At 69.2% G+C, this 25,836-nt stretch carries 22 protein-coding genes; 8 read left to right on the top strand and 14 right to left on the bottom strand.

The features are described 5' to 3' along the window. Positions 1–151: 151 nt before the first annotated feature. Entirely contained in the window at positions 152–997 is an 846-nt protein-coding gene (rsmI, locus tag ON31_RS24840) for a 16S rRNA (cytidine(1402)-2'-O)-methyltransferase (protein ID WP_039817124.1), read from the top strand. A gap of 240 nt (positions 998–1,237) precedes the next feature. Here rsmI and ON31_RS24830 read toward each other — a convergent pair whose 3' ends face one another. From ON31_RS24830 to metG, 8 genes are all read right to left on the bottom strand, one after another. Then, positions 1,238–3,379, bottom strand: coding sequence for an MMPL family transporter (locus tag ON31_RS24830; RefSeq protein WP_039817122.1), 2,142 nt, complete (start codon positions 3,377–3,379; stop codon positions 1,238–1,240). Continuing rightward, a complete protein-coding gene (locus ON31_RS24825; protein WP_039817121.1) occupies positions 3,376–4,572 on the bottom strand; it encodes a peptide synthetase in 1,197 nt (398 codons plus the stop codon). The genes ON31_RS24830 and ON31_RS24825 overlap by 4 nt, the downstream gene beginning before the upstream one ends. A gap of 13 nt (positions 4,573–4,585) precedes the next feature. Then, positions 4,586–5,629 (bottom strand): NAD-dependent epimerase/dehydratase family protein, encoded by a 1,044-nt coding sequence (locus tag ON31_RS24820; RefSeq protein ID WP_081592704.1) that lies wholly within the window; start codon positions 5,627–5,629, stop codon positions 4,586–4,588. Continuing rightward, positions 5,626–5,898 carry a hypothetical protein gene (locus tag ON31_RS24815; RefSeq protein WP_029931219.1) on the bottom strand — a complete coding sequence of 91 codons (273 nt, stop codon included), beginning with the start codon at positions 5,896–5,898 and terminating at the stop codon, positions 5,626–5,628. Before ON31_RS24815 ends, ON31_RS24820 begins: the two co-directional genes overlap by 4 nt. Next, positions 5,898–7,571: a fatty acid CoA ligase family protein gene (locus tag ON31_RS24810; RefSeq protein ID WP_039817118.1), complete on the bottom strand. Its 1,674-nt coding sequence runs from the start codon at positions 7,569–7,571 to the stop codon at positions 5,898–5,900. The genes ON31_RS24815 and ON31_RS24810 overlap by 1 nt, the downstream gene beginning before the upstream one ends. Beyond that, a complete protein-coding gene (locus ON31_RS24805; RefSeq protein WP_039817115.1) occupies positions 7,568–8,482 on the bottom strand; it encodes a beta-ketoacyl-[acyl-carrier-protein] synthase family protein in 915 nt (304 codons plus the stop codon). The genes ON31_RS24810 and ON31_RS24805 overlap by 4 nt, the downstream gene beginning before the upstream one ends. A gap of 7 nt (positions 8,483–8,489) precedes the next feature. Then, positions 8,490–9,542, bottom strand: a complete 1,053-nt coding sequence (locus tag ON31_RS24800; protein WP_039817114.1) for a 3-oxoacyl-ACP synthase III family protein — start codon at positions 9,540–9,542, stop codon at positions 8,490–8,492. A gap of 404 nt (positions 9,543–9,946) precedes the next feature. After that, positions 9,947–11,530: a methionine--tRNA ligase gene (gene metG / locus ON31_RS24795; RefSeq protein ID WP_039817113.1), complete on the bottom strand. Its 1,584-nt coding sequence runs from the start codon at positions 11,528–11,530 to the stop codon at positions 9,947–9,949. A 68-nt stretch (positions 11,531–11,598) separates the two neighbouring features. Here metG and ON31_RS24790 point away from each other — a divergent pair, with 68 nt between their 5' ends. After that, positions 11,599–12,426 carry a TatD family hydrolase gene (locus ON31_RS24790; RefSeq protein WP_039817112.1) on the top strand — a complete coding sequence of 276 codons (828 nt, stop codon included), beginning with the start codon at positions 11,599–11,601 and terminating at the stop codon, positions 12,424–12,426. Positions 12,427–12,635: 209 nt separating this feature from the next. Further along, positions 12,636–13,763, top strand: a complete 1,128-nt coding sequence (locus tag ON31_RS24785) for a resuscitation-promoting factor (RefSeq protein ID WP_039817233.1) — start codon at positions 12,636–12,638, stop codon at positions 13,761–13,763. 159 nt (positions 13,764–13,922) lie between these two features. On the opposite strand, the gene ON31_RS24780 is transcribed toward ON31_RS24785, so the two are convergent. Further along, a complete protein-coding gene (locus tag ON31_RS24780; RefSeq protein ID WP_039817111.1) occupies positions 13,923–14,690 on the bottom strand; it encodes an SDR family NAD(P)-dependent oxidoreductase in 768 nt (255 codons plus the stop codon). A 138-nt stretch (positions 14,691–14,828) separates the two neighbouring features. Between ON31_RS24780 and ON31_RS24775 the strand changes: the two genes are divergently transcribed. Both ON31_RS24775 and rsmA read left to right on the top strand, forming a co-directional pair. Further along, on the top strand, positions 14,829–15,989 hold the full coding sequence (locus ON31_RS24775) for an alpha/beta fold hydrolase (protein ID WP_039817232.1): 1,161 nt from the start codon (positions 14,829–14,831) through the stop codon (positions 15,987–15,989). A 76-nt stretch (positions 15,990–16,065) separates the two neighbouring features. After that, on the top strand, positions 16,066–16,944 hold the full coding sequence (gene rsmA / locus ON31_RS24770) for a 16S rRNA (adenine(1518)-N(6)/adenine(1519)-N(6))-dimethyltransferase RsmA (protein ID WP_039817110.1): 879 nt from the start codon (positions 16,066–16,068) through the stop codon (positions 16,942–16,944). A gap of 288 nt (positions 16,945–17,232) precedes the next feature. Here rsmA and ON31_RS36920 read toward each other — a convergent pair whose 3' ends face one another. The 5 genes from ON31_RS36920 to ON31_RS24745 form a co-directional block, all read right to left on the bottom strand. After that, entirely contained in the window at positions 17,233–17,751 is a 519-nt protein-coding gene (locus ON31_RS36920) for an LpqN/LpqT family lipoprotein (protein WP_039817109.1), read from the bottom strand. Between the two features lie 217 nt (positions 17,752–17,968). After that, on the bottom strand, positions 17,969–20,206 hold the full coding sequence (locus ON31_RS24760) for a heavy metal translocating P-type ATPase (protein ID WP_051037703.1): 2,238 nt from the start codon (positions 20,204–20,206) through the stop codon (positions 17,969–17,971). Continuing rightward, on the bottom strand, positions 20,206–21,102 hold the full coding sequence (locus tag ON31_RS24755) for a DUF8832 domain-containing protein (protein WP_039817107.1): 897 nt from the start codon (positions 21,100–21,102) through the stop codon (positions 20,206–20,208). The genes ON31_RS24760 and ON31_RS24755 overlap by 1 nt, the downstream gene beginning before the upstream one ends. 1 nt (position 21,103) lies before the next feature. Beyond that, positions 21,104–21,310, bottom strand: coding sequence for a heavy-metal-associated domain-containing protein (locus tag ON31_RS24750; protein WP_039817231.1), 207 nt, complete (start codon positions 21,308–21,310; stop codon positions 21,104–21,106). Positions 21,311–21,412: 102 nt separating this feature from the next. After that, positions 21,413–22,018 carry a TetR/AcrR family transcriptional regulator gene (locus ON31_RS24745; RefSeq protein ID WP_039817106.1) on the bottom strand — a complete coding sequence of 202 codons (606 nt, stop codon included), beginning with the start codon at positions 22,016–22,018 and terminating at the stop codon, positions 21,413–21,415. Between the two features lie 74 nt (positions 22,019–22,092). On the opposite strand from ON31_RS24745, the gene ON31_RS24740 reads away from it, so the two are divergent. From ON31_RS24740 to ON31_RS24730, 3 genes are all read left to right on the top strand, one after another. Next, the gene (locus tag ON31_RS24740) at positions 22,093–22,845 is read left to right on the top strand and encodes an SDR family oxidoreductase (RefSeq protein WP_039817230.1); all 753 of its coding nucleotides are present in this window, start codon (positions 22,093–22,095) and stop codon (positions 22,843–22,845) included. Between the two features lie 133 nt (positions 22,846–22,978). Further along, entirely contained in the window at positions 22,979–23,911 is a 933-nt protein-coding gene (locus ON31_RS24735; RefSeq protein ID WP_039817105.1) for a 4-(cytidine 5'-diphospho)-2-C-methyl-D-erythritol kinase, read from the top strand. A 109-nt stretch (positions 23,912–24,020) separates the two neighbouring features. Continuing rightward, on the top strand, positions 24,021–25,835 hold the full coding sequence (locus ON31_RS24730; RefSeq protein WP_039817104.1) for an ABC-F family ATP-binding cassette domain-containing protein: 1,815 nt from the start codon (positions 24,021–24,023) through the stop codon (positions 25,833–25,835). The last annotated feature ends 1 nt before the right edge of the window (position 25,836 follow it).

Genomic DNA, 25,836 nt, shown 5'->3' with positions numbered 1-25,836 from the left:
GCGCGGCGGACGGGCGCATCCGGCCGTGTCGCTGTCGGAGCCGCCGCGGTCTGTCTTTCGGGCCGCGTGGCTCCTGCGTCGTACCCGGCGAGCGAGCGTCGCGGGTGGTTGTACGCGGCTTTCGAGACGATGACGAGGAGCGGTGAGCGATATGGGTGAGGCGTCGGGGCGGCTGGTGCTGGCCGCTACGCCGATGGGGGATGTCGGTGACGCCTCGCAGCGGTTGCGGGATGCGCTGGGCGCGGCCGATATCGTCGCGGCGGAGGACACCCGGCGCACGCGGTCGCTGGCCAAGGCGCTCGGAATCGAGATCACGGGGCGGGTGGTGAGTTTCTACGATCACGTCGAGACCGCTCGAATTCCCATGCTGCTGGCGGAGATCGAGTCCGGTCGCACGGTGCTGCTGGTCACCGACGCGGGAATGCCGTCGGTCAGCGACCCCGGCTACCGCATGGTCGCCGCCTGCGTCGAGCATGAGCTTCCCATCACCTGCCTGCCCGGCCCGTCGGCCGTGACCACCGCCCTGGCCCTGTCCGGCCTGCCGGTCGAGCGGTTCTGCTTCGACGGTTTCCCGCCGCGCAAATCGGGGCAGCGCAAGGAGTGGCTGCGCACTCTCGCCACCGAACCCCGCGCCTGCGTGTTCTTCGAAGCCCCGCACCGCCTGGCCGACTGCCTGGCCGACGCGGTGGAAATCCTTGGGCCCCAACGCCGCGCGGCGGTCTGCCGCGAACTCACCAAGACATACGAGGAGGTCGTCCGCGGCACCCTGGCCGAACTGGCCGCCTGGGCCGTCGACGGCGCGCGCGGCGAGATCACCGTCGTTCTGGAAGGCGCACAACCGGTTTCGGCCGCCCCCGAAGACCTGGTCGAGCGCGTGGAGGGCCTGGCAGCCAAGGGTCTGCGACTCAAGGACGCCTGTGCCGAGGTAGCCGCCACCACGGGCGCGTCCCGCAAGGAACTCTACGACGCCGTACTGGCCGCACGTGCGGCCGAATAGGTCCGTTCTACGCCTACCGCCGGTACCTGCGTGCCTCCCGCGTGAGGGCGGTGATCCGTTCCGGCCGGTGCGCCCCATTCAGTTCCGCGACCAGTGCGTCCGGGCACAACTCGTACACTTCACCCCACCAGCGGCGAATCTTGTTGTCCCAGATGCGGTAGCCGCCCGACACCCCGCGCGGCACATAGCGGCGGCGGCTGATCGGCGGTCCCTCCTGTCGTACGGCGCGAATTCTACTCGCTATCCCCGCACCGGGACGGTCTCCGCCGGGGCGGTGGCGGTGGTCGATTCCGGCGGCTTCGGCGGGCGGCGGCCGGGCATCCACCAGTTGGCCTCGCCCATGAGTTTCACCAGGGCGGGGACCAGGAGCATGCGGACCAGGGTGGCGTCGATGATCAGCGCGATGACCATGCCGAGGCCGAGGAAGCGCATGGGGGTCAGGGGGGAGATGGTGAACGCGCCGGTGATGAGGACGAGCAGGGTCGCGGCGGCGGTGATCACCCGCGCGGTCTGCACGGTGCCGGTGCGGACGGCCGCGGTGGTGTCGGCCCCGGCGTCGTGGGCCTCCTTCATGCGGGACAGCAGGAACACCTCGTAGTCGGTGGACAGGCCGAAGACCACGGCGATGATGAGCACCATCATCCCGCCGGAGAGCGGGCCGGGGCTGACACCGAGCACATCCGCCAGATGGCCCTGGTCGAAGATCCAGGTCAGGATGCCGAAGGTGGCGGCGAGGCTGAGGAAGGCCATGAGGACGGCCTTGAGCGGGAGCACCACGGAGCGGAAGGCCAGCAGCAGCACCAGCAGGGTGGCGGCGACCATGACCACGAGCATCAGCGGCATGGCGTCGAGGACGCCGGTGACGCTGTCCACGGTGGCGGCGCTCGCCCCGCCCACCCGCAGCTCCACACCGTCGAGGCGCAGCGCCCGAATGTCTTTCACGATCTCCTGGGCGTCCGGTGAGCGGTCGGGCGCGGCCAGGGCCGCGTGCAGGACGGCGGCATCGTCCCGTGTACCCAGCGAAAGCACCTGGCGCACACCGGGTACCGCCCCGATGCCACGCAGTCCCGCGGAGATGTCGGAGCCGGCGGGTGCGCTTCCGTCGGCGCGCGTGAGCAGTACGGTGGCGCCGCTGTTCGCGGCGGCGAAGTCGGCGCTCAATTCCTCGACGGCGATCCGCTTCTCATTGCCGGGCGGCAGCGCGGTGTGGTCGATATCGCCCAACCGCACGCCGGTCAGCGGTGCGGCGAGCACCAGCAGCAGTCCGCCCACGGCGATGGCGACCGTACCGGGCCGCCGCATGACCGCGGTGACCACGCGACCCCAGAACCGTTGCGCCCGTTCCTCGGCGCGCTCGTAGGCGTCCGCCCGCCAGCTCCACCGGCGAATCCGCGGTCCGAGCAGCATGAGCGCGGCGGGCAGCGCGCTGACCGACAGCAGCGCGGCCAGGCCCACCGCCGCGATCGCCCCGAACCCCAGCGAGCGCAGCACCGCCTGCGGGAAGACGAAGGTGCCCGCGAAGGCGCACATGAGCAGCAGCGCCGAGAAGGTCACGGTCCGTCCGGCGGTGAGCAGCGCCCGCGTCACCGCCTCGTCCACGGCGCGACCCTGCCCGAGCTCCTCCCGGAACCGCCCGACCACGAAAAGCCCGTAGTCGATGGCCAATCCGAGCCCCAGCAGCGACACCACGTTCATGGCGAACACGCTGACCTCGGTGACGTGGGCGATGAGGCCCACCGCGCCCAGCGCCCCGATCACGGCCAGCGTGCCCACCGCCACCGGCAGCAGCGCCGCCACGATGCCGCCGAACACCAGCACCAGCACCACGGCCGTGAGCGGAATCGAAATCGCCTCCGCGACGATGAGATCGCGCCGCGACTGCTGGCTGATCTCATCGGCCAGGGCGCTGTACCCGGTCAGCTGGGTGCGGATGCCCGGCACCTCGAGTTCGGCCGCGATCTCCGGGTACACCGCGATCCGCCGATTGTCGTCCCCGGCGGCGAACACCACCGCCAGGGCGCGCTGCCCGTCGGGTGCGCGCAGATACTGCTGTCGCGCACTGTTCCAGTAGGTTTCGACCGGGCGGTCGAGCAGTGCCGGGTCGATCCGCTGGACCGCCTGCTGAATCCGGGGACCGATGTCGTCGAGGGTCTGCCCCTCGGGCGCGGTGTAGATGGCGATGATGTCCGGGTTCTGCGGGCCGAACCGCTCCGTCACCCAGCTGTCCACCGCGGTGGACTCACTGCCGGGGTCCTGGAATCCGGCCGCACTCACCTTCTCGGCCAGCCCGGCGGCGAAGATCCCGGACAGCAGTGCGAACAGCACGGCGGCGGCCAGCACCAGCCGCGGCCGGGCCACCACCATCCGCGCCCACCGCGTCATGACGCCGCCGAATCCGTCTGCGCGAATTCGCTTTCCAGCGTGTGAACGATCTTGTCCAACAGCGCCTCGAGGCGCTCCGGAATGCCCCGCCCGCTGCGCGCCGACACGGAGAGTTCGGTGCGCCCGTCGCCCTCGGTCATACCGAACAGCAGCGGCATTGCCACACTGTGCTGCGGCAGCACCCGCACGGCGGTCGGACGGAAACCGGGCACCGCGAGTTCGTCGAAGTCGTAGCGTCCCATATGGGAGACGGTGGCCGAGGCGAGGTTGTAGCCCCACCGGGAGCCGACGAAGTTCAGCGTCCGCAGCAGCGAACGTCCTACGGCGGGCGGTAGTTTGGTGAGCCCGCTGTTGTCCATCTGATTGAGCTCGCGGCCCTCGCGCAGCCCGGCCTTCTTCATCTCGTTGAGCTGTGCCACCGTGGCGACGCCGCGCACATCGAGGAACAGCGGCAGCGCGAGATTCGCGGTGGAGCGCAATTCCGGATCGTGGCGGCGCAGATCGACCGGAATCATGATGCGCGAGCGCGGCCCACCCCACTCGGTGAGGATGGCGGCGACCCGCTCCAGCGCGCGCGGTCCGGTGGCGTTGATGGTGCGGCAGCGCAGCAGATGCCGAGGCTCACCCGGCTCCTGTCGCCCGTGACCGACCGCCGAGCGGAAGCTCGGGTTCATGAGCGTCGGCCGCCCCGGCGCGCCGACCTTGCGCACCAGTTCGGCGTCGGCGATGGGATCGGCCGCGCCCACCGGCTCTTGCCCGCGCAGCACCCGCAGCACATCGGTGACGAACATGATCATGCCCATGCCGTCCATCACCCCGTGGAACACCCGGAAGACGACGGTGGTCGGCGCGGCCGTCAGCAGCAGCACCTCCACCGTCGATTCCGGTGTGGGGCCGATCGGGCTGGTGAGCACCGGATCCGCCTCCAGCTCCGGGAACCGCAGCGCGTGGTCGACCACCCGCACCGCGGGCGCGATGCCGCTGTCCACCCAGTACTTCCCGTCGCGCACCAGCCGCGCGCCCGGATTGGCCTGCGCCGCCGTGGCCACCGCACGCCGCAGCTCGTCGGCGTCGAGGGTGCCGGTGCCCTCGATCGCCAGCTGCATGAGGAACGGCGGAGCCAGATCCCGCATCGGGAAGTAGATGAGCTCGGTGGGGGAGATGGGTCGGCGGAAACCGGTGTCGTTGCTCATGGCCTGCTCTCAATCACCGAATGTTCTTGGTCAATTCCTCGACGCCGCCCTGGGTCTCGAGCCAGGCCAGCAGTTCGCGCAGCCCCTGCGCCCGGTCCACGACCGGCACGTACCCGAAATCGCGGGCCGCCGCCGAGGTGTCGTAGGTGGCGGTGCGGGTCATCAGCGCCACCACGTAGCGCGACAGCGGCGGCGACCAGCGGGTGGCGACGGCCGGTACCCGCCAGATGGTTTCGATGACCGACACCACGGCGTCGAGCACCCGCCGGTTCGGCTGCCGGCTCGGTCGCTCGTAGCCGAGGTCGGTGGCGACCTCGCCGAGGAAGCCCCACACGTCGGTCTGCTCGGCGTCGGCGACGAAATACGCCTTCCCGCCGACCCGGTCGGACGCGGCGGCCTTGACGCTGGCCTCCACGATGTTCTCGACGTGACACAGCGAGGCGAATACCTGTTTGCCGTAGGACAGATCCGGCAGCGAACCCTCGGCCGCCTTACCCAGCAGCCGCACGATCGGTCCGCTGCGGTCGCCCGCGCCCCAGATGGCGCGCGGGCGCAGCGCGCAGGTGGTGAAGGTTTCCGAATTCGCCGACAGCACCGCGCGTTCGGCGGCGGCCTTGGTTTCGGAGTAGAGATTCAGGTAGCGGCTCGGGTAGGGCACCGATTCGTCGATCGAGACTTGATCGCCGCCGTCGCGGTCCATGAGCGCACTGGGACTGGAGATGAAGACGAAGCGGGAAGCCCCGTTGCGCCGCGCGGCGGCCAGCAGTTGCACGGTGGCGCTGACGTTCTCGGCCCAGAACTGCCGCCGGGTGCCACGCTCGTCGACCCGCGCCGCGCTGTGGAACACCACGTCCACGCCCTTGGTGGCCTCGTCGAGCGATCCGGCGTCGGTGAGATCGCCGGTGACGATCTCGATGCGGTCGATGACGTCGGCGAGGTCACGCAGATTGCTGGTGGGCCGCGCCAGGATCGCCACGTCGTAGTCGCCGTCGCGGACCAGGCGGCGCACGATGGCGCCGCCGAGGAATCCGGACGCGCCCGTCACGAGTGCTTTCACGCCGCCACCTCCTGCGTCTTCCACCAGGTGAGCCCGAAGATCTGGGTCAGCACGGCGGTTTCGACCGGTGACGTGCCGCTGCCCTCGGCGGCGCGCAGCGCGGCCGGGATCTGGGCCGCGTGCACCACGATGCTGAGGAAGGCGTCGATCCAGAAGACGGCGCGCAGCAGCCGATTGGCCGGGGCGCGACCGGTCAGCGCGGCGATCAGGCCGACCACCAGGTACAGCCAGCCCAGGATCGGGACCGCGCGCAGTGCGAGAACCTTCATTACCTCTCCGTCCCTAGTTGCCGCTGCGCCCAGATCGCCAGCTGCTCGCGGCCGATCTTGGCATTGTGCCGAATATCCACCGGGAACTTCGGGTGGAACAGGAAGCGGGAAACCTTTGCGGTGACTTCGAATTCGGCGGCACGCTGGCGCAGGGCCACGGCGACGGCGTCGACATCGGCACCCGGCTCGGCCTCCACGCACAGCACCGGCGTCTGCCCGCCGCGCGGTCCGACCCCGACCAGCGCCGTGCGGGCCACGCCCGGCACCGTATTGAAGACCTGTTCGACCTGCACGGTGAACATGGGCCCGTCGGCGGTGTGCACGCGCTGGCTCTTGCGGCCGCAGAACCAGATTCGGCCCTCGGCGTCGATCCAGGCCAGATCGCCGGTGCGGTGCCAGACGGTGTCGCCGTCGTGGATCTTGCCCGCCGTATTGGCCTCGGGCGGCCAGAAGTAGCGGGTGCTCACATTCGGCCCGGAGACCACGAGTTCGCCGATTCCATTGGTGGCGTACAGCTCCGAGGACAGCTCCTCCACCCGATCCCAGGTGGGTAGCGGGTCGTCGGTGATCGCGACCACCCGGGCGCGCACCCGGTCGCTGGGACGGCCGATGCAGGTGCCCTCGCCGCGCTGCGCACGCTCCACCAAACCGTCGAACAGCTCCCGCGATTCGATGGTGGACATGGGCAGCGCCTCGGTGGAGCCGTAACCCGCGTGGATCTCGGCGTCCGCGGCGAGCACCTTTCGCAGGCCCGCGATGCACCAGTTCGGCACCGGCGCACCACCGGAGTAGATGCTGTGCAGGCTGGGCACCGCCGCCCCGGTGCGCTCCAGGTGCCGCAGCAGCGGGATCAGCACGGCCGGGGAGGCGAACATGGTCCGCACGCCGAACCGGTTGACCGCATCCACCACGTGCGCCGGATCGGTGGACCCGACCCGGCTGGGAATCAGCGGCGGCAGCACACAGCGCGCGCCGAGCAGCAGGTCCAGGATGCCGACCAGCGGCAGGGTGATGAGCGAGGTGTCCGGTGGGACGTGGCCGCGCGCGGCGTGCACCTGCTCGACCATGGCCGACAGATTTCCGTGCGTCATCTCGACGGCTTTGGCCGGTCCGGTGCTGCCGGTGGTGTAGGCGATGAGCAGCAGCTCGTCATCGGGAGCGGGTTCGCGCTGCCGCAGGGTTCCGGTCGGTCGGGTGCCCCAGCTGGCGAGGGTGGGGCCGCGCCAGAACCAGCGCCTGCCGACCGTCACCGTCACCCGCACGCCGCGGAAGTAGTTGCGGAACAGCACCCGGGCCGCGTGCGCGGGCGGGATGCCGATGAACGCCTCGGCATCGGCCGCGCGCAGGCAGCGCAGCATCTTGCGCAGGCCCATGCCCGGGTCGATGGCCACGGGTACCGCGCCGATCTTCAACAGCCCCAGCATGATCGCGTACAGCTCGGGGCTGGGCAGCACCAGCACGATGGTGCGGGTGCCGCGCCCGACACCGGCCGCGCTCAACCGTTCGGCGATGGCGTCGGACCAGGCGTCGAGTTCGCGATAGGTGAGGTACCGGTAGTCCGGCAGCCCGGACGGGTTCTTGCCACCCGGGAAGATCACGGCCTCGCGATCCGGCTGGTCGGCCACGACCGCCCGGAAGCGGTCGATGGCCTTCCAATAGGTGCCCGCCGTCACGCGGCGGCCCCGGCGAGGGCGGGCAGGCGGTAGAGCACCGCGGCGGCGGCCGGACCGGCGCCGGCGGCCACGAAGAGCACCTGACGGTACGCCGACAGCGAATCGTCCTGTGCGGCGGCGTCATAGGCCAGCGGCAGCGCGGCGGTGTGCGGATCGCCCTGGGACAGGTCGGGAGTCCGCACCGCCTCGGGGGCGATGCCCAGTTCGGCGGCCAGCCGGGCCGGGAACGCCGCGCTCGGCGTGGAGGCGATCACCGCCGTATCGGCCGGATCGATGTCACCCGCCTCGTCGAGCGCGGCTCGCGCGGCCCGCACGGCGACCGCGAGCAGCCGGTCCTCGGCATCGGCGTCGCGCTCCACGGTCATCAGACCGCGGCCCACGGTGCCCATGGTGGCGACGTCGACATAGGACTCGACGGCGGGAGTGCCCGCACCCGAGACCGTGTGCACCCGGCCGAAACCTTCCGGCTCGTCGGTGAATTCCAGCAACAGTGCGGCACCCGCGGTGGCGTAGGGGAATTCGTCGTCGGCGGCCGACCGCGTCAGCGACGGGTGGGTGTCACCGGAGACCACCAGCACGTGTTCGGCACTGCCGGTGGCCAGTACCGACTGGGCCACCTGCACGCCGTTGAGCACGCCGACCGCGCCGTTCATGAGGTCGAAGGAGAACGACCGGGGGTCCTCCTTGGCGTAGTCGAGCCCGATTCCGGCGGCCTTCTGAATGAGCGCCGAGACAGCGGGTTCGACGGTGTTGGAGTCGCGGAACACGCCGGTGTTGATCAGCACCCCCACCTGGTCGGGCCGCACACCGGCCCGCTCCAGGCTCTGCCGCGCCGCGCGGGCGCTGTGCTCGACGATGCTGAAAGTGTCGGTGTCCCGGCTGGTTCCGGTGGATTTGATGCGCACGCCCATAGCAGATTCAGACCTTCAGCGAAGAAATCGTGGTGGACAGGAATCCGGCGACCACGCCGGAGGCGGCCGGGACCATGAGCAGCTTGGCTCCGGCCGGAATGGCCTGCTGGCTCAGTTGGTCGTGCAGCACGATGAAATGTGAAGTGGTGGAGGTGTTTCCGTACTTGTGGATGACATTCAGATCCGGCGGCATCGGGACGCCGAACTCCCGCGCGGCGATGGCGTTGATGAACGGCACCGCGCCCGCGCCGAACTGGTGGTGGATCATGTAGTCGAACTTCTCGTCCGCGAAGGTGGTGCCCTGCTTGTCCAGGTAACCGCTCTGCGTATCGGTCCACAGCAGGAAGCGCGACTCGTTGTGCATCTTCCGGTTGTCGGTGTAGAGCGCCACACCCTGTGACTTGTCACTGGGCATGCCCAGGCACAGGTGCGAGTACTCCGAGGCCGTGGTCAGCTCGATGTAGTGGATCTTGTCGGCGTCGTCGACTGCCTCATCCAGTACGACGGCCGCACCGGAATCGCCCACGGTGAGTGAGGCGAATTGCAGATCGTATTTCTCGGAGATTTCTTCGACGGCGGTTTCCGCAATGGGGGTGATGGCCTCGCCGCTGACCACGATTCCGCGCCGCACCGCGCCCGAGCGAATCATTCGATCCAGAATGTAGGTGCCGGTGAGCATACCCGCGCAGGCATTCGACAGATCGAAGGTGATGACATCTTCGCGCGCGCCGATGGCGCGGCCGATCGCACCCGCGAAGGAGGGCTCCATATACATCTTGGTGCCGTCCTTGGACCGCGTGATCGAGGTGGAGATGATCACGTCCAGATCCGAGGCAGCATACTGTGACCTGGACAGACAGTCCTCCACCGCATTCATGGCGAGGGTGAAGGAATCTTCGACGTTCCCGGGTTCGGTGGAGCGGAACCGCCGCTCCTGGACACCCGTGATCTTTTCGAGATCGAAGCCGGGTGCGGTTTTCAATTGCGATACGAGTTCTTCGGTGGTGACTCGTTTGGACGGCAGATATGCGCCGATCGCCTCGAATCGTGAATACGGCACGGGGACTCCTCGGAAGTAGGGAGCAATTCATTCGATAGCGGGGACGCATGGAAGGCTACCCGAGGGTAACTTCGTCTGCGACATCGTTGATCGAGGCCAACTGTCTGAGACATTTGGGTTTGTCACAATTTCTGTAACCGTGAGTCTCACGAACCGCATGCGATTCGGCTATCAGTGCTTCACCTCGGGTGATCAGGTGATCTTGGTGTCGGCGTGGGCTCGGGGCCAACCGTCGGCTACCCGGGAAAAACTGTGCGAACGACCAGTCTTGATTATCGGACTGACGGTTTCGCTGTGAGAGACTTCACCGCCTCCGGACCCCCGAACGCAGAGCGGCCGGGCACGATTTCTCGTACCCGGCCAGGGGTGAGCAAACTGTCTGGGCGACAGCCCTTTCCGAGCGATTATGCCTTGGGCTCCACGAACTTCGGGAAGACCACCTCCGGCGCGGGCAGCGCGATGCCCGGCTGGATCGGCGTGGCGATATCGGCGAAGGTACGGCCGGTCTGACCCAGCAGGTCCAGGATCTTGTTCGCCGAACCCGGAATCACCGGCTGCACCAGGATCGAGACGATGCGCAGCACCTCCATGGTCACATAGAGGATGGTGCCCTCCCGTGCGGTGCCCTCCGGCGTACCGGCCTTGGCCAGTGTCCACGGGGCCTGCGCGGAGAAGTAGCGGTTGGTCTCGCCGAGCATCAGCCACAGCTGTTCCAGGCCGAGGTGGATCTGCTGCTGGTCGAATTCGGCGCGCACCTTCTCCAGCAGCCCGTTCGCCCGGTCCAGCAGCGCCTTGTCGTCCTCGGTGAACTCACCGGGCGTCGGGGCCACGGGACCGAAGTCGCGGGCGACCATCTTCAGGCAGCGCTGCGCCAGGTTGCCATATTCGTTGGCCAGGTCGGTATTGATGCGCCCGACGATGGCCTCGTGGCTGTAGGAGCCGTCCTGTCCGTAGGAGATCTCACGCAGCAGGAAGAAGCGCACGGCGTCGAGGCCGTAGGTGTCGACGAGTTCCATCGGATCGACCACATTGCCGACCGACTTCGACATCTTCTCGCCCTTGTTGTACAGGAACCCGTGCACGAATACGCGTTTCGGCAACTCGATACCGGCCGACATCAGGAAGGCGGGCCAGTACACGCAGTGGAAGCGGGTGATGTCCTTGCCGATGATGTGCAGATCGGCGGGCCAGAACTTTTGGAACGCGGCGGAATCGGTATTCGGAAAGCCCGCGCCGGTGAGGTAGTTGGTGAGCGCGTCCACCCACACGTACATGACGTGCGCCGGATCGCCCGGCACCGGCACGCCCCAGTCGAAGGTGGTGCGGGAGATGGACAGATCCTTCAGCCCGGCCTTGACGTAGGAGACGATCTCGTTGCGCCGGGTGGCGGGCGCGATGAAGTCCGGCCGCGTCTCGTACAGCTCGAGCAGACGGTCCTGGTAGTTGGACAGCCGGAAGAAGTAGTTCGACTCCTCGGTCCACTCCACCGGCGTCCTGGTCTCGGTGGAGACCCGGGTGCCGTCGTCGAGGACGGTGGTCTCCTCCTCGGTGTAGAACGCCTCGTCGCGCACCGAGTACCAGCCCGAGTAGGTGTCGAGGTAGATGTCGCCATTGGCGGCCATCCGCTCCCAGATGGCGATGGAGGCGGCGTGGTGGTCCTCGTCGGTGGTGCGGATGAACCGGTCGAAGGAGACGTCGAGGGCCTTGTCCATCCGCTCGAACACGTCCGAGTTGCCCGCCGCGTACTCGCGCTCGGGCACGCCCGCGGCCTTGGCAGCCTGCTGCACCTTCTGGCCGTGCTCGTCGGTGCCGGTCATGAAGAACACGTCGAAGCCGTCGAGCCGCTTGAAGCGAGCCAGGGCATCGGACGAGATGTACTCGTACGCGTGCCCGATGTGCGGCGCACCGTTCGGGTAGGCGATGGCCGTGGTGATGTAGAAGGCCGGTGCTGAGGCGCCAGGGGTGGCTGTGCGGTCGGATGCGCTCATGGTGTGTCCTACTGTAATCGGCGTGCCTGCTGTCGCTCCCCTCAATATCCCTGTAAGCGGTGGTGTCGATGAGTAAGAAGCGACCCGCGCCGGAACCGCCCGAACCGCTGTCCCCGCTCGTGGACGCGCACACCCATCTGGACGCCTGCGGCGCGAGCGACGCGGAATCGGTTGCCGCCATTGTGGATCGGGCCCAGGCGGTGGGCGTCGGACAGGTCGTGACGATCGCCGACGACCTGGAGGCCGCCCGTTTCGCGGTGCGCGCCGCGCACTGGGATCAGCGGGTCTACGCGGCCGTCGCACTGCATCCGACCCGTGCCAATGCGCTCGACGACGCGGCCAAGGGCGAGTTGGAGAAGCTGGCCGCCGATCCGCGCGTGGTGGCCGTCGGCGAGACCGGACTCGACTACTACTGGCCGGGCAAGCTGGAGGGCTGCGCCGATATCGAGGAGCAGGTCGAGGGCTTCCGCTGGCATATCGACCTGGCCAAACGGCTGGGCAAACCGCTCATGATCCACAACCGGGAGGCCGACCATGATCTGCTCGCCGTCCTGCTGGACGAGGGCGCGCCGGAAACGGTGATCTTCCATTGCTTCTCCTCCGACGCGAACATGGCCATCGCGTGCGTGGAGGAGGGCTACTACCTGAGTTTCTCCGGAACGGTGAGTTTCAAGAATGCCCACGAATTGCGGGAGGCCGCGAAACTGGTGCCGGAGGATCGGATTCTGGTCGAAACGGACGCGCCCTTCCTGACCCCGCATCCCTTCCGTGGCGCGCCGAACGAGCCGTACTGCCTGCCGTACACGGTGCGGGCGCTGGCCGAACTCCGCGAACAGGATCCGGTGCGGCTGGCCAAGATCACCACGGCGAATGCGCGGCTGGTCTACGGAATCTGAACTCGCATGATTTCTGCGAGAAAGTCACGGGTTGCGAACTTTCCACCCGTGAGTCGCGCGGTGTGGCTTCGCTCACTATGATCTAGCCGAATCGTGACCAACCAGCGCTTCGATATCGGGTCGTTATTCTGAAACGCCCCGGTACGCGTGGAGTGGTTGTCAATTCATGACCCCCTCGTTATCGTACTGTGACCATGCCGGGATTTCCGATGAACGCTCTGACGAAGATCAACTCGTCGCGCTCGCCGTTGCTGTACGGCGCCATCGCGGCGATGCTCGTCACGCTCGTCGTCGGCGCCGGGCTGGCCATCGTGAACCACAAGACGGTGACCGTCGTGGTCGATGGGCAGAAATACCTCCAGAGCACCATGTACCGCGATGTGCGCGGGGTGCTGAAAGCGGCCGGATTCTCGGTCGACGACAAGGACGATGTCAGCCCGGCCGCGAACGCCACCGTCGCCGACGGTGCCACCATCACCCTCAACCGCGCCCGCGAGGTCGCCCTGACCGTCGACGGTCAGCAGCAGAAGGTGTGGACCACCGCGCTCACCGTCGCCGAGGCGCTGGTGAAGCTGAGCCTGCCCAGCGATGTGTTCACCTCCCCGGCCCGGCCCACGCCGCTGCCGCTCGAGGGTGGGCAGCTGCTGGTGACCAGCCCGCGCACGCTGGAACTCTCCGACAACGGCCGCCCGCCGACCCTGGTGCGGCTGGCCGCGCCGACCGTCGGCGAGCTGCTGAAGGTGCAGGGCCGCCCGCTGGTGAATCAGGACACCGTGGAGCCCGCTGCCGACACCCCGCTCACCGACGGCATGAAGATCGTCGTCACCCGTCGCGTGATCGAGAACCGCACCGAGCGAATCCCTTTGGATCCGCCGGAGAACATCATCGAGGATCCGGAGCTGAACATGAGCCGGACCGTGGTGGAGAATCCGGGTAAGCCGGGCGTGCACGACGCGACCTTCGCCGTCTCCATCGTGAACGGCCAGGAGGCGGGCCGGGAGCTCATCGACTCGACCGTGATCGTTCCCGCCGAGCCGAAGACCATCCGCAAGGGCGCCAAGCCGGGCACCGAAGTGCCGCCGGTCAAGGACGGCGCCATCTGGGACGCGTTGGCCCAGTGCGAGTCCGGCGGCAACTGGGCCATCAATACCGGCAACGGCTACTACGGCGGCATCCAGTTCGACGCGAACACCTGGGCCCGGCAGGGCGGACTGCGCTACGCGCCCCGCGCCGACCTGGCCACCCGCGAGGAGCAGATCGCCATCGCCGAGGTGACCCGGCAGCGGCAGGGCTGGGGAGCCTGGCCCGCCTGCACCAGCCGCCTGGGTCTGAGCTGAGCTGGGCCACCCGCTTCGGCAATTCCCATCGCCCGCGCGGGCATCTGCCCGCATGACCGAAGCGGCCTGTCACGTATACGACCTGCTCGGGCTGCCGCATCGCCCGTGTGCCGCTCGGGTTGTCGCATCGTCTGTATGGCCCGCTCGGGTCGCCGGCCGCTACATGAGCGCGCCGCCGTCCACGCGGAGTTCGGTGCCCGTCATATAGCGGCCGTCCTCGGAGGCCACCATGGCCACCACGCCCGCGATGTCCTCGGGCTTGCCCAGCGCACCGCCCTCCAGCCAGCCGGGCAGTCGGGCCATCAGCGTCCAGTCCGCGTCGGCGGGAATGTCGAGGTTCGAGGTGATGGCGGTGCTGATGCCGCCGGGCACGATATTCACCGCGCGCAGACCCTTTTTCGAGTACTCGAGCGCGATGGAGTGGGTGAGTGCGTTCACCCCGGCCTTGGACGCGGCGTACGCGGCCATATACGGGGCCGCGCCGAACGCGCTGGTGGAGGAGAAGTTCACCACCACCCCGTGCTGTGATTCCAGCAGGTGCGGCAGGGCCGCCTGGATCATGAGGAAGGTGCCGGTGAGGTTCACGGTGAGCACCTGGTTCCAGGTCTCCAGGGGCAGTTCGTGGGTGTGCCCGCCGCGCATGATGCCCGCCGCGTTCACGAGTACGTCCAGGCCGCCGAGGAATTCGGCCGCCTCGGCCACGGCGGTGCGGGTGGACTCCTGATCGGCCACGTTCACCGTCAGGGTGCGCAGCCGATCGCGCTGGTCGGCGGGGGCGGCCTCGGCGGTGGAGGTCAGTCCGGTCTCGTTGATGTCGGCGGCGACCAGCTGCGCGCCCTCGGCCAGTAGTCGCAGGGCGATGCCCTGTCCGATGCCGGAGCCCGCTCCGGTGACGAGTACGCGACGGCCGTCGTATCTGCGATCCATCGCCCGAAATTAGAACAAGTTACAGGCGCGGTCAACGACGGATTGCCAGAGAATTTTCAGACTGGACTGTCGTTCAGTTCATTAGGCTGCATGGCGGTTCGAAAGTCGTTCCCGGGTCGGGACCTGATGGAGGATTGCATGCGAGTGTTCGGCGGGTGGACACGTGTCCTGGCCGCGATCACGATGTCGGCGGGTGCGCTGCTGAGTGTTCCGGGAGCCCCGGCACAGGCGGCCACGGCGGGCACCCCGATCGCGGCGGCGGCGCAGCCACCCGGATGGCGGGGGATGGCCAACGGGTACTCCGTCGACTACTGGACCACGCGCTCCAATGGCGAACCGGTGCAAGCCAGTGGGGCGCTGATCGTTCCGGAGGGCGTGCCACCCGCGGGCGGCTGGCCGATCATGGCCTACGACCACGGCACCTCCGGACTCGGGCCCGGCTGCGGTGGGCAGAGCGCCGGGAGCCGATTCAGCCGGCCCAAGGAGGACGCGGTCCTCCAGTACTTCGTGAACAAGGGTTTCGCCGTGGTCGCGCCCGACTTCCTCGGCCTCGGCCGCTTCGACACCGGACCGCACCCGTACCTGGAACTGCGCACCGAGGCAACCGCCACCATCGATCTGGTGCGGGCGGCGCGCGAGATCCGTTCGGATCTGTCGCGGTCGTGGGCGGTCACCGGCTTCTCACAGGGTGGCCACGCGGCGCTGGGCACCGCGCACCTGCAATCGGCGCTGCTGCCGGACCTGGACTTCCGCGGCACCATCGCGGTCGATCCAGCTTCGGATATCGAGAAGGTCGCGCCGTTCGTCGGACCGTACGTGCCCGCGGTGCCGGGCCAGCTCGGCACCGCCGTCAACGGTTTCGTGGTGAGCATGTTCGCCGGACTGCGCGACACGCGTCCCGAACTCGATCTGAACAGCTACCTCACCCCGCGCGGCCGCCAGGTCCTCGATGACGCGAGCGGGCTCTGCTTCGACGGCATCATGAAGGTCGTGGACGGCATCTCGGTGGGTGAGATGCTGGCCCGACCGCTCGCCGACGAGCGCTTCCGCACCGCCGTCACCGACTACATGGCGGTGCCGACCAGCGGCTACGACGCCCCGATCCTGTTGCTGCTCAACGCCACCGACAAGGTCGTCCCCTCCCCGCTGCACGCCGCCCTGGCCGCGCAGTTCACCGCCAACGGCGTCGACTACTCGACGGTTGTCGGCATGGGCGAGCACACCGAACTCAACCCGCAGATGTGGGCGGCCATCGAAGGCTTCGTGGCCCGCGTGCTGTCGACGCCGACGCTGCCGTAGGTCACCCGAGCCCGCGGTCCGGTCACCGCGCGGGCAGGTGCGGGCTCGGCGCGGCCGGGTTGATACGTTTGCTGGCGTGTCCGAGTCCGATATCGCCCGTGGTCGAGCCGCTCTGCTGGGTCCCGCCGAAGTGCGGGAGCTGGCCGAACGGCTCGGGGTGCGGCCGACCAAACAGCTCGGTCAGAACTTCGTGCACGATGCCAACACCATGCGGCGCATCGTGACCACGGCGGGGGTCGGTCCCGAGGATGTGGTGCTCGAGGTCGGGCCCGGACTCGGATCGCTGACCCTGGCCCTGCTCGATGTGGTCGATCGGGTGATCGCGGTGGAGATCGATCCGGTGCTCGCCCGCGCCCTGCCCGATACGGTGGCGGCGCGGGCGCCCGAGCTGTCCGACCGACTGACCGTGGTGCTCTCCGACGCCATGAAGGTCACCGCCGCCGACCTGCCCGCCGCGCCCACGGCGCTGGTGGCGAATCTGCCCTACAACGTCGCGGTCCCGGTGCTGCTGACGCTGATGGCCGAATTCCCCAGTATCCGAACCGCACTCGTCATGGTGCAGTTGGAGGTGGCCGAACGTCTGGCCGCCGAACCCGGTGGTCGTGTCTACGGCGTCCCCAGCGTCAAGGCGGGGTTCTTCGGCCCGGTCCGCCGTGCCGGAACCGTTGGCCGCCAGATCTTCTGGCCGGTCCCGCAGGTCGAATCCGGTCTGGTCCGCATCGACCGCTTCACCGTGTCCCCCTGGCCGCAGGACGCCGAGTTCCGGCAGCGGGTCTACGCGGTCGTGGACGCGGCCTTCGCGCAGCGCCGCAAGACGCTGCGCGCCGCCCTGGCGGGCTGGGCGGGTTCCCCGGCCGAAGCCGAAAGACGCCTCGTCGCAGCGGGAATCGCGCCCACCGCACGCGGCGAAACGCTCGACACCGCCGCTTTCGTCCGCCTCGCCGAACAAGGCTGAGGCGCAATCATACGGGGCCGATCCGCCAACGCCTCGCGGCTGAGCCGTGACGCCCCCGAGGTTGGGTCGTGGCGCTGTGAGGCTGGGCCGTGACGCCTTGAGGCCGAGGCCGAACGCACGAACTCGGGGCGGACCGCGCGGAGGTGGGCAGGACGCGCAGCGCTGAGAGGCAGTGCGGTCGGGCTGTGGCCGCCACGCAGCGCGCCGGGCTGGATACCGCCGCGCTGGGTCGAGGTCGCCGCGTCGGGCTCGATGCCGCCGCGCTGGGGTGGGGCCGCCGCGCCGGTTTCAGGCCGAGACGGCCAGCCCCGCGACAATGGCCGCCGCGTCGGCGCCGTCGTGGTCGGCGCGGGTGGTGACGGTCAGCTGCACCAGATACCGGTCCTCGACGATGACGTAGCGGTTGTAGGCCCACAGGGTCATCGGCGCGACCACATAGGTGCCGGTGATCGCCGAGGACGGAAAGCCGTTGAACTCGCCGGTGTGGGTATCGAGCTCCTGCCACTCCGGCAGCCGCCGCGCATCGGTGAACCCGCACTCCAGCAGTTTGGACGAGTCCATCGGTTCGGAGAACTTCGCGACCAGCACCACGGCGTTGTCGGCCCAGCCGCCCTCCGGCGCGGTCGCCCACACCCCGTACGCGCCGGGGAACTGCGCCGGGTTCATCTGCTGCCACCCCTCCGGCACCGGAATCGAGATCTGCGGGGCGCCAGGGGCTTCGGGCGCGACGGACTCCACTTGCACACCTGCCGATGCGAGGTATTCGGCAATGCTGGGCAGCCCATCGGGGCCGGTGGGGGTGGTCACGAGAGGTCCTCTCGGATCGACTACGGATGGCCGCAGGGGAGTCTGCCATGAACGGGCGCGCGACGATCGGCGACCGGGTGGATCGGGTCGAGATCGGCCGTGTGATCGGTACGAGACCCGTGTGGATCGGATCGACACGCAAGGGCATACGACGACCGGGTCGGTCGGTGCCGCCGCTGGGGCGGGTACCGACCGACCCGGTCGATTCGCGTGTCGCCTAGGCGAAGCGGCGCAGACGCAGGCTGTTGCTGACCACGAAGACGCTGGACAGCGCCATGGCAGCACCCGCGAGCATGGGGTTGAGCATGCCCGCGGCGGCCAGCGGGATGGCCGCGACGTTGTAGCCGAAGGCCCAGAACAGGTTGCCCTTGATGGTGCCCAGGGTGGCCCGGGACAGTCGGATGGCCGCCGCCACCGTGCGCAGGTCGCCGCGCACCAGGGTGATGTCGCTGGCCTCGATGGCCACATCGGTGCCGGTGCCCATGGCCAGACCGAGATCGGCCTGAGCGAGCGCGGCGGCGTCGTTGACGCCGTCGCCGACCATGGCGACCACCTTGCCCTCGTCCTGAAGTCGTTTGACGACGTCCAGCTTGTCGCTGGGCAGCACCTCGGCGATCACCTCGGCAATGCCCACCTGGCCCGCCACCGTGCGGGCGGCGGCGGCATTGTCGCCGGTCAGCAGCACAGGGGTGAGGCCGAGTGCCTTCAGGTCTGAAATAGCTTCGGCGCTGGTGGATTTGATCGCGTCGGCGATCACCAGCACACCGCGAGCGGTGCCGTCCCAAGCCACCACGATGGCGGTGTGCCCGGCGGCCTCGGCCTGAACCTTGGCCTGCGCCAACGACTCCGGCAGTGTGATCGACCAATCCTCGAGCAGTGCGGTGCGTCCGATCACCACCGCGCGCTCACCGACGAGACCCTGCACACCCTTGCCGCCGTGGGAGACGAACTGCTCCACCGGATCCGGGGTCAGGCCCTTGGCCGCCGCACCGTCCACCACGGCCTTGGCGACCGGGTGCTCGGAACCGTGCTCCACCGCCGCGGCCACCGCGAGCAGTTCGTCCGCATCCTGCCCGGCGGCCGGGATCACCTGCGCCAGCGTCATCTTGCCGGTGGTCACGGTGCCGGTCTTGTCCAGCACCACGGTGTCGATGCGCCGGGTTGATTCCAGCACCTGCGGGCCCTTGATCAGGATGCCCAGCTGCGCGCCACGCCCGGTGCCGACCAGCAGCGCCGTCGGAGTGGCCAGGCCCAGGGCGCACGGGCAGGCGATGATCAGCACCGCCACGGCCGCGCCGAACGCGGCGGCGGTGGCCGTCCCGGTGCCGAGCCAGAAGCCGAGCGTCGCCACCGAAATGGCGATGACGATCGGCACGAAGACCCCGGCCACCCGGTCGGCGAGCCGCTGCACCTGCGCCTTGCCGTTCTGCGCGTCCTCCACCAGCTTGGCCATCTGCGCCAGCTGGGTGTCCGCGCCGACGCGGGTGGCGCGCACGGTCAGCATGCCGCCCGCGTTCACCGTCGCCCCGACCACCTCGTCGCCGGGCCCGACCTCGACCGGCACGGACTCACCGGTCAGCATGCTCATATCGAGGGCCGAACTGCCGCTCACCACCACGCCGTCGGTGGCGACCTTCTCCCCGGGACGGACGAGGAATTCCGCGCCGACCGTCAGATCGGCTACCGGGATGCGGGTTTCGACGCCGCCGCGCAGTACCGACACCTCCTTGGCGCCCATTTCGAGCAGGGCGCGCAGCGCCGATCCGGCCTTCTCCTTCGAGCGGGTCTCGAAGTACCGGCCCGCCAGAATGGCCACGATCAGCACGGCCGCGACCTCGAAGTACAGCGTCGAGGCCGAATCCGTGCGCGAAATGCTCAGGGTGAAGGGGTGTTTCATGCCGGGCATGCCCGCGTCGCCGAAGAACAGCGCGTACACCGACCAGCTGAAGGCCGCGATGGTGCCCAGCGAGATCAGCGTGTCCATGGTGGCGGTGGCGTGCCGGGCGTTCATCCAGGCGGCGCGGTGGAACTGCGCGCCGCCCCACACCACGATGGGTGCGGTCAGCGTGAGCGAGAGCCACTGCCAGTTGTCGAACTGGAGCGCCGGGATCATGGACATCGCCACCACCGGCAGTGCGAGCGCCAGGCTCACCAGCAGCCGGTGGCGTAGCTCCGCGGTGGCGCTGGGACGGGAATCATCCTCGGCCGCCTCGGTTCTCGCCGGTTCGGTGGTGTGCACGGCCGCGGTGTATCCGGCCTCGGTGACCTGCTCGATGAGGTCGTCGGCGGTCACCGACGCCGGGAAGCTGACCTTCGCCTTCTCGGTGGCGTAGTTCACCGACGCGGTGACGCCCTCGAGCTTGTTGAGCCGCTTCTCGATGCGGGAGGCGCACGAGGCGCAGGTCATACCGCCGATCTCGAGTTCGACGGACCGCTCGGTAGTGGGTGCGCTCATCAGTGACCTCCTTCGTGTTCTCCGTGCCCCACCGGATCGACCGGTGCGGGGGCGGTGGTGGCGGTAATGGTGAATTCGGCGGTGTGCACCGCGTTGCCGTGCGAGAAGTCCAGGTACAGACGGTAATCCCCGGCTGTCGGCGCTTCCGCGTGGAATGCCACCTCCGGTCCGGCCGGTGTCGTGCCGACCTCACCCTGCGGATGGACGTGCAGGTAGGCGAGGTCGCTGGCCCGCAGCGCCACCAGGTGCGCGTACGCGCCCAGATAGGGCCGCAGATCGGTGACCGGCTTGCCGTCCCGGGTGACGGTGAAGCTCAGCTGGCTTCCGGTGGTGGTCAGCTCACCGGTGAGGGTGACCCGGTACCCGTCCACCTCGGCGGTTCGCGACGGCGGCGGCAGGGGCTGGAGTGCGGCCTGCCCGGTGACGGTGACGGTCCGGCTCAGGGTGAGCCCGCCCGGCCCGCCGGTCGGCGCGAAATCGGCGAACACCCGATAGGTGCCCGGTTCCTTCCAGGTCCAGTCGATGGACCAGGTGCCGTCCGCGGCCAGCTCCGGATGCACGTGCCGGAACTGGCCCGCGTCGGTGCGGGCCACGATCAGATGCAGGTCCTTCTCGTGCTGTTCGTCGTAGGCGGTGACGGTTCCGGACGGTCCGGTGATCCGGAAGCTCAGTACGCCGGGTTGATTCGCCGTGTTCGGAGCGCTGATCTCACCGAGGGTGTAGCCGGATTCGCTGTCGGCCAGGCCCAGGGAGTCGGCATCGGCCGCCTGGCTCTGCGCGGTGTCGTGCCCGGGGGCCGGGCTCGGGTCGCCCACCAGGGCGCCGATCCCGAGCGCGGCCCCGAACAGCACGACCAGTCCGCCGCCGAACGCGGCGAATCTCAGTCGATCGTTCATCTCAGCCCGCCACCTGGTAACCCGCCTCGTCGACGGCGGCCACGACGTCGGCGTCCGCGAGGGGAGTGTTCGACTCCACCTTCACCAGACCGCTCGCGAGGTCCACGTCGACATTGGTGACGCCGTCGATCTTGCCGATCTCCTTCTGGACCGAACCGACGCAGTGGCCGCAGGTCATCCCGGTGACGGTGTAGGTGCTGGTGGCCATGTCAGACTCCTTCTCGCGTTCGTCATACGGTGTGGGGGTATCCCCAACACCGATGAACATACCCCCAAGGGGTACCCGAAGCAAGGCCCGTCGGCGGAAATCTCAGCGCGCGATCTCCTCGGGCCAGGCGCGCATGGCCAGTTCCGCGGCTTTGTCCAGTTCGGCGGCGGTCGCGCCGTCCCGGGCGCTCTGGGACATGCCCTGCAAGACCGCCGCCGTGTACCGCGCGAGTGCGGCGGGATCGGTGTCCCCAGGCAGTATTCCGGCCGTGACATCGGCCCGGATGCGTTCCTCGAGCATGGCCACGTTGTGGTTGCGCTTATCCCGGAGCAGTGCGGCGATCTCGCTGTTGGTGGTGTTGGCCCCAGCGCTGATCACCATGCATCCGGCCGGGCGGCCGGGTTCGGTGTAGGCCGCCGCGGCCTCGCGCAGGAGGCGTTCGGCGGCGCCGCGCGCCGTGGGTGCTTCGGCGAAGGCGCGCATGGCGAAGCCGCCGTAACGCTCGCCGAAGCAGTGCACCGCCTCGGTGAACAGCTGCTGCTTGTCGCCGAAGGCGGCGTACAGGCTGGGTGCGCCGATGCCGAGCTCCTCGGTGAGGTCGCGGGTGGAGGTGGCCTCGTACCCCTTGCGCCAGAACAGGCGAATCGCCTTGTCCAGTGCGGCGTCTCGATCGAAGGAGCGGGGGCGTCCCCGCGTCGGTGCGGCCATGAATCTATTTTATAGCGCTCGCTATTCAATGTGCTATCTTCCTTCTGTAGCGACTGCTAGAGAAAGGCATGCACATGGGCGCACTGACAGGGAAGACCGCACTGGTGACCGGCGGCAGCCGCGGCATCGGCCGCGGTATCGCGGAACGACTCGGCCGCGACGGGGCACGGGTCGCGGTGCACTACAACGGCGACGTGGCCGCCGCGAAGGAGACCGTGGCCGCCATCGAGTCGGCGGGCGGTTCGGCCTTCGCCATCCAGGCCACGCTCGGGGTGCCCGGAGACGCGCGCACCCTGTTCGACGCCTTCGACGCGCAGGCGGACGGACTCGACATCCTGGTGAACAACGCGGGCATCGACGGCATCCGGGAACCCATCGGGGGTACCGACGAGCAGTCCTTCGACCGGGCGTTCGCGGTCAATACCAAGGCCCCGTTCTTCATCACGCGGGCGGCCCTGGAGCGCATGCGCGACGGCGGTCGCATCGTCAATATCTCCACCGGGCTCACGCACGGTGCCCGCATGCCCGAGCTGATCGCCTACACCATGACCAAGGGTGCGCTGGACGCGTTCACCGCCATCCTCGCCAAGGAGGTCGGACCACGCGGCATCACCGTCAACGCGGTCGCGCCCGGCATCGTCGACACCGATATGAACGCCGCCTGGCTGCGCAACGACGCGGCCCAGGCGAACGTGGCGGCCATGTCGCCGCTGCGGCGGGTCGGGCAGCCCGCGGATATCGCCGATGTGGTCGGCTTCCTGGCCTCGGCCGACTCCCGCTGGGTGACCGGCCAGTGGATCGACGCCACCGGCGGCGCGCTGCTGTAGTCCGAAGGCCCCGGATCGGCCGGTGGGTGGTACTTCCGCCGATCCGGTGACGGCGGCACGGTGCGTCGGCGCGATGTCCGGCGGGCTGTGCCGCCGTTCGTTATCGGCGGCCGGTGCGCACTAGGCTTGGCCCGTGCTGTCTGTCGTACCCGGTCCCGTGGTCGTGCGCGCCCCGTCGAAGGTGAATCTGCACCTCGGGGTGGGCGATCTGCGCGACGACGGATACCACGACCTCACCACGGTTTTCCAGGCGCTGTCGCTGAGCGACGATGTGCGCCTGGCTCCGGCGGGCTCGCTGGCGGTGAAGGTGACGGGGGAGGGCGCGGCCGAGGTGCCGACCGACCGCACCAATCTGGTGTGGAAGGCGGCGGTCCGGCTGGCACATCTGGACGGCCGCGCGCCGCTGGTGGAAATCGCCATCGACAAGGGCATTCCGGTCGCGGGCGGGATGGCCGGGGGCAGCGCCGACGCCGCGGCCGCGCTGGTGGGCCTCAACGACCTGTGGGAGCTGGGGCTCGGCCGCGAACAGCTGCTGGACATCGCCGCGGAACTGGGCAGCGATGTGCCGTTCGCGCTGCACGGCGGCACCGCCCTGGGGCGCGGGCGCGGCGAGAAGCTGCTTCCGGTGCTGTCCCGCAACAGCTTTCACTGGGTGTTGGCGCTGGCGAAGGGCGGCCTGTCGACGCCTGCGGTCTTCCGTGAGCTGGACCGGCTGCGCGAGGTCGGCGACCCGCCCCGGCTGGACAGCCCCGAGGCGCTGCTGCAGGCATTGGCCTCCGGCGATCCGCATCAACTCGCACCGCTGCTCGGCAACGACCTGCAGGCCGCGGCGCTGTCGCTGAAACCGGAGCTACGCCGGACCCTGCGCGGTGGCGTGGCTGCGGGCGCGCTCGCGGGCATCGTCTCCGGCTCCGGCCCGACCTGCGCCTTCCTCTGCGAGAGCGAGGAGGTCGCGGTGGCGGTCGCCGCCGAACTCTCGGGCGCGGGCGTGTGCCGCAGCGTCCGCACCGCCACCGGCCCGGTGCCCGGCGCGCGCGTCATCGGCGAAGCGGCGGGCCGAGGCTGATCGTCGGCTGCCGAACCACGGATCGCAGCCGCACGGCCTGGTCTCGGTACGCTGGCTGACGGCAAACGCCACCTCTCGGCACACAGCGCCGTACGACCCAGAAGGATTCATGGTTAACCTGATCAACTTGGAACAGGTCGGCAAGAGCTTCGGCATCAAGCCGCTGCTCGACGATGTCTCGCTCGGTATCCACGAGGGGGACCGGATCGGGGTCGTGGGCCTGAACGGCGGGGGTAAGACCACCCTGCTGGAGGTGCTGACCGGTATCGAGGAGCCCGACAAAGGCCGGGTGAGCCGTATGGGCGGGCTGCGCATGGCGGTGGTCACGCAGCGCGGTGTGCTGCCGGATGGGGCGACGGTCGGCGAGGTGGTGCTCGCGGGCTTGGCCGAGGATCAGCTGGCGGCGGGTGGGTCCGACGGGGTGGCCGAACACGAGTGGGCGTCCGATCCGCGGATTCGCTCGGTGGTCGAGGGCATCGGCATCGCCGACCTGGGCATGGACACGCTCGTCACGAACCTCTCCGGCGGCGAACGCCGCCGGGTCGCGCTGGCCGCCGCGCTGGTGCGCGATCTCGATCTGCTGGTGCTGGACGAGCCCACCAACCACCTCGACGTGGAGGGCGTGCAGTGGCTGGCCCGGCATCTGCTGGCCCGGCGTAGCGCGCTCGTGGTCGTCACCCACGACCGCTGGTTCCTCGACACCGTCGCCACCCGCACCTGGGAGGTGGTGGGCGGTAAGGTGGAGACCTACGAGGGCGGCTACAACGACTGGATCTTCGCGCGCGCCGAACGGGCCCGGCAGGCCGACGCGGCCGAGGCGCGGCGGCAGAATCTGGCCCGCAAGGAACTGGCGTGGCTGCGGCGCGGCCCGCAGGCGCGCACCTCCAAACCGCGCTACCGGGTGGAGGCCGCCGAGGCGCTGATCGCCGATGTGCCGCCGCCGCGCGACACCGTCGAACTGGCCTCCTTCGCGCGTAAACGCCTGGGCCGCGTCGTGATCGAACTCGAGGACGTCACCCTCGCCACCCCCGACGATCGGGAGCTGGTGCGCGATCTGACCTGGCGGCTCGCGCCCGGCGAGCGGGTGGGCCTGGTCGGCGTGAACGGCTCCGGCAAGACCACGCTACTGCGCGCCCTGGCCGGTGACGCGGACCCGAAGGCGGGTAAGCGGATTCAGGGGCAGACCGTCCGCATCGGCTGGCTGCGACAGGAACTCGACGACCTGCCGCTGGATATGCGGGTGCTGGAGGCGGTTCAGGATGTCGCGCAGCGAATGATGCTGGGTGACAAGGAGATCTCGGCCGGTCAGCTGGCCGAGCGGCTGGGCTTCACCCCGGCCAAACAGCGCACCCCGGTCGGCGACCTCTCCGGCGGTGAGCGGCGTCGATTGCAGCTCACCCGCATTCTGATGAGCGAACCGAATGTGCTGCTGCTCGACGAGCCCACCAACGACCTCGATATCGACACCCTCCAGCAGTTGGAGGACCTGCTCGACAACTGGCCGGGCACCCTGGTGGTGATCTCCCACGACCGCTACCTGATCGAGCGCATCTGCGATTCCACCTGGGCGCTGTTCGGCGACGGCAAGCTCACCAATCTGCCCGGCGGCATCGAGGAGTACCTGCGCAAGCGCGCCGCCCTGATCGAGGCCAGGAACGCCCCCGCCAAACCCGCCGCAGCCCAGGCGAATACCGCCGCTCCGACCACGGATTCGGCCGCCTACCGCGCCGCCCGCAAGGAACTCGCCAAACTGGAACGCTCCATCGAGAAGCTCACCGAACGCGAGCAGAAGCTGCACACCGCCCTCGCCGAGGCGGCCACCGACCCGGACAAGCTCATCACCCTCGGCGGCGAGCTGAAGCAGGTGCAGGCGGAGAAGGACGCGGCGGAGGAACGCTGGCTCGAACTGGCCGACAACGCCTGAG

Origin of the sequence: Nocardia otitidiscaviarum NBRC 14405 (assembly GCF_000308635.1) — a bacterium.
GTDB lineage: Bacteria > Actinomycetota > Actinomycetes > Mycobacteriales > Mycobacteriaceae > Nocardia > Nocardia otitidiscaviarum.
This window is presented reverse-complemented; position numbering and strand designations above follow the sequence as displayed.

What these genes read in the sequence shown, in the direction of transcription:
- ON31_RS24780 (WP_039817111.1), bottom strand. Translation starts at nt 14,690, where the DNA reads ATGGATCGCAGATACGACGGCCGTCGCGTACTCGTCACCGGAGCGGGC.
- ON31_RS24755 (WP_039817107.1), bottom strand. Translation starts at nt 21,102, where the DNA reads ATGAACGATCGACTGAGATTCGCCGCGTTCGGCGGCGGACTGGTCGTG.
- ON31_RS24740 (WP_039817230.1), top strand. Translation starts at nt 22,093, where the DNA reads ATGGGCGCACTGACAGGGAAGACCGCACTGGTGACCGGCGGCAGCCGC.
- ON31_RS24750 (WP_039817231.1), bottom strand. Translation starts at nt 21,310, where the DNA reads ATGGCCACCAGCACCTACACCGTCACCGGGATGACCTGCGGCCACTGC.
- ON31_RS24760 (WP_051037703.1), bottom strand. Translation starts at nt 20,206, where the DNA reads ATGAGCGCACCCACTACCGAGCGGTCCGTCGAACTCGAGATCGGCGGT.
- ON31_RS24730 (WP_039817104.1), top strand. Translation starts at nt 24,021, where the DNA reads ATGGTTAACCTGATCAACTTGGAACAGGTCGGCAAGAGCTTCGGCATC.
- metG (WP_039817113.1), bottom strand. Translation starts at nt 11,530, where the DNA reads ATGAGCGCATCCGACCGCACAGCCACCCCTGGCGCCTCAGCACCGGCC.
- ON31_RS24815 (WP_029931219.1), bottom strand. Translation starts at nt 5,898, where the DNA reads ATGAAGGTTCTCGCACTGCGCGCGGTCCCGATCCTGGGCTGGCTGTAC.
- ON31_RS24830 (WP_039817122.1), bottom strand. Translation starts at nt 3,379, where the DNA reads ATGACGCGGTGGGCGCGGATGGTGGTGGCCCGGCCGCGGCTGGTGCTG.
- ON31_RS24805 (WP_039817115.1), bottom strand. Translation starts at nt 8,482, where the DNA reads ATGGGCGTGCGCATCAAATCCACCGGAACCAGCCGGGACACCGACACT.
- rsmI (WP_039817124.1), top strand. Translation starts at nt 152, where the DNA reads ATGGGTGAGGCGTCGGGGCGGCTGGTGCTGGCCGCTACGCCGATGGGG.
- ON31_RS24825 (WP_039817121.1), bottom strand. Translation starts at nt 4,572, where the DNA reads ATGAGCAACGACACCGGTTTCCGCCGACCCATCTCCCCCACCGAGCTC.
- ON31_RS24745 (WP_039817106.1), bottom strand. Translation starts at nt 22,018, where the DNA reads ATGGCCGCACCGACGCGGGGACGCCCCCGCTCCTTCGATCGAGACGCC.
- ON31_RS24790 (WP_039817112.1), top strand. Translation starts at nt 11,599, where the DNA reads ATGAGTAAGAAGCGACCCGCGCCGGAACCGCCCGAACCGCTGTCCCCG.
- ON31_RS24775 (WP_039817232.1), top strand. Translation starts at nt 14,829, where the DNA reads ATGCGAGTGTTCGGCGGGTGGACACGTGTCCTGGCCGCGATCACGATG.
- ON31_RS24785 (WP_039817233.1), top strand. Translation starts at nt 12,636, where the DNA reads ATGAACGCTCTGACGAAGATCAACTCGTCGCGCTCGCCGTTGCTGTAC.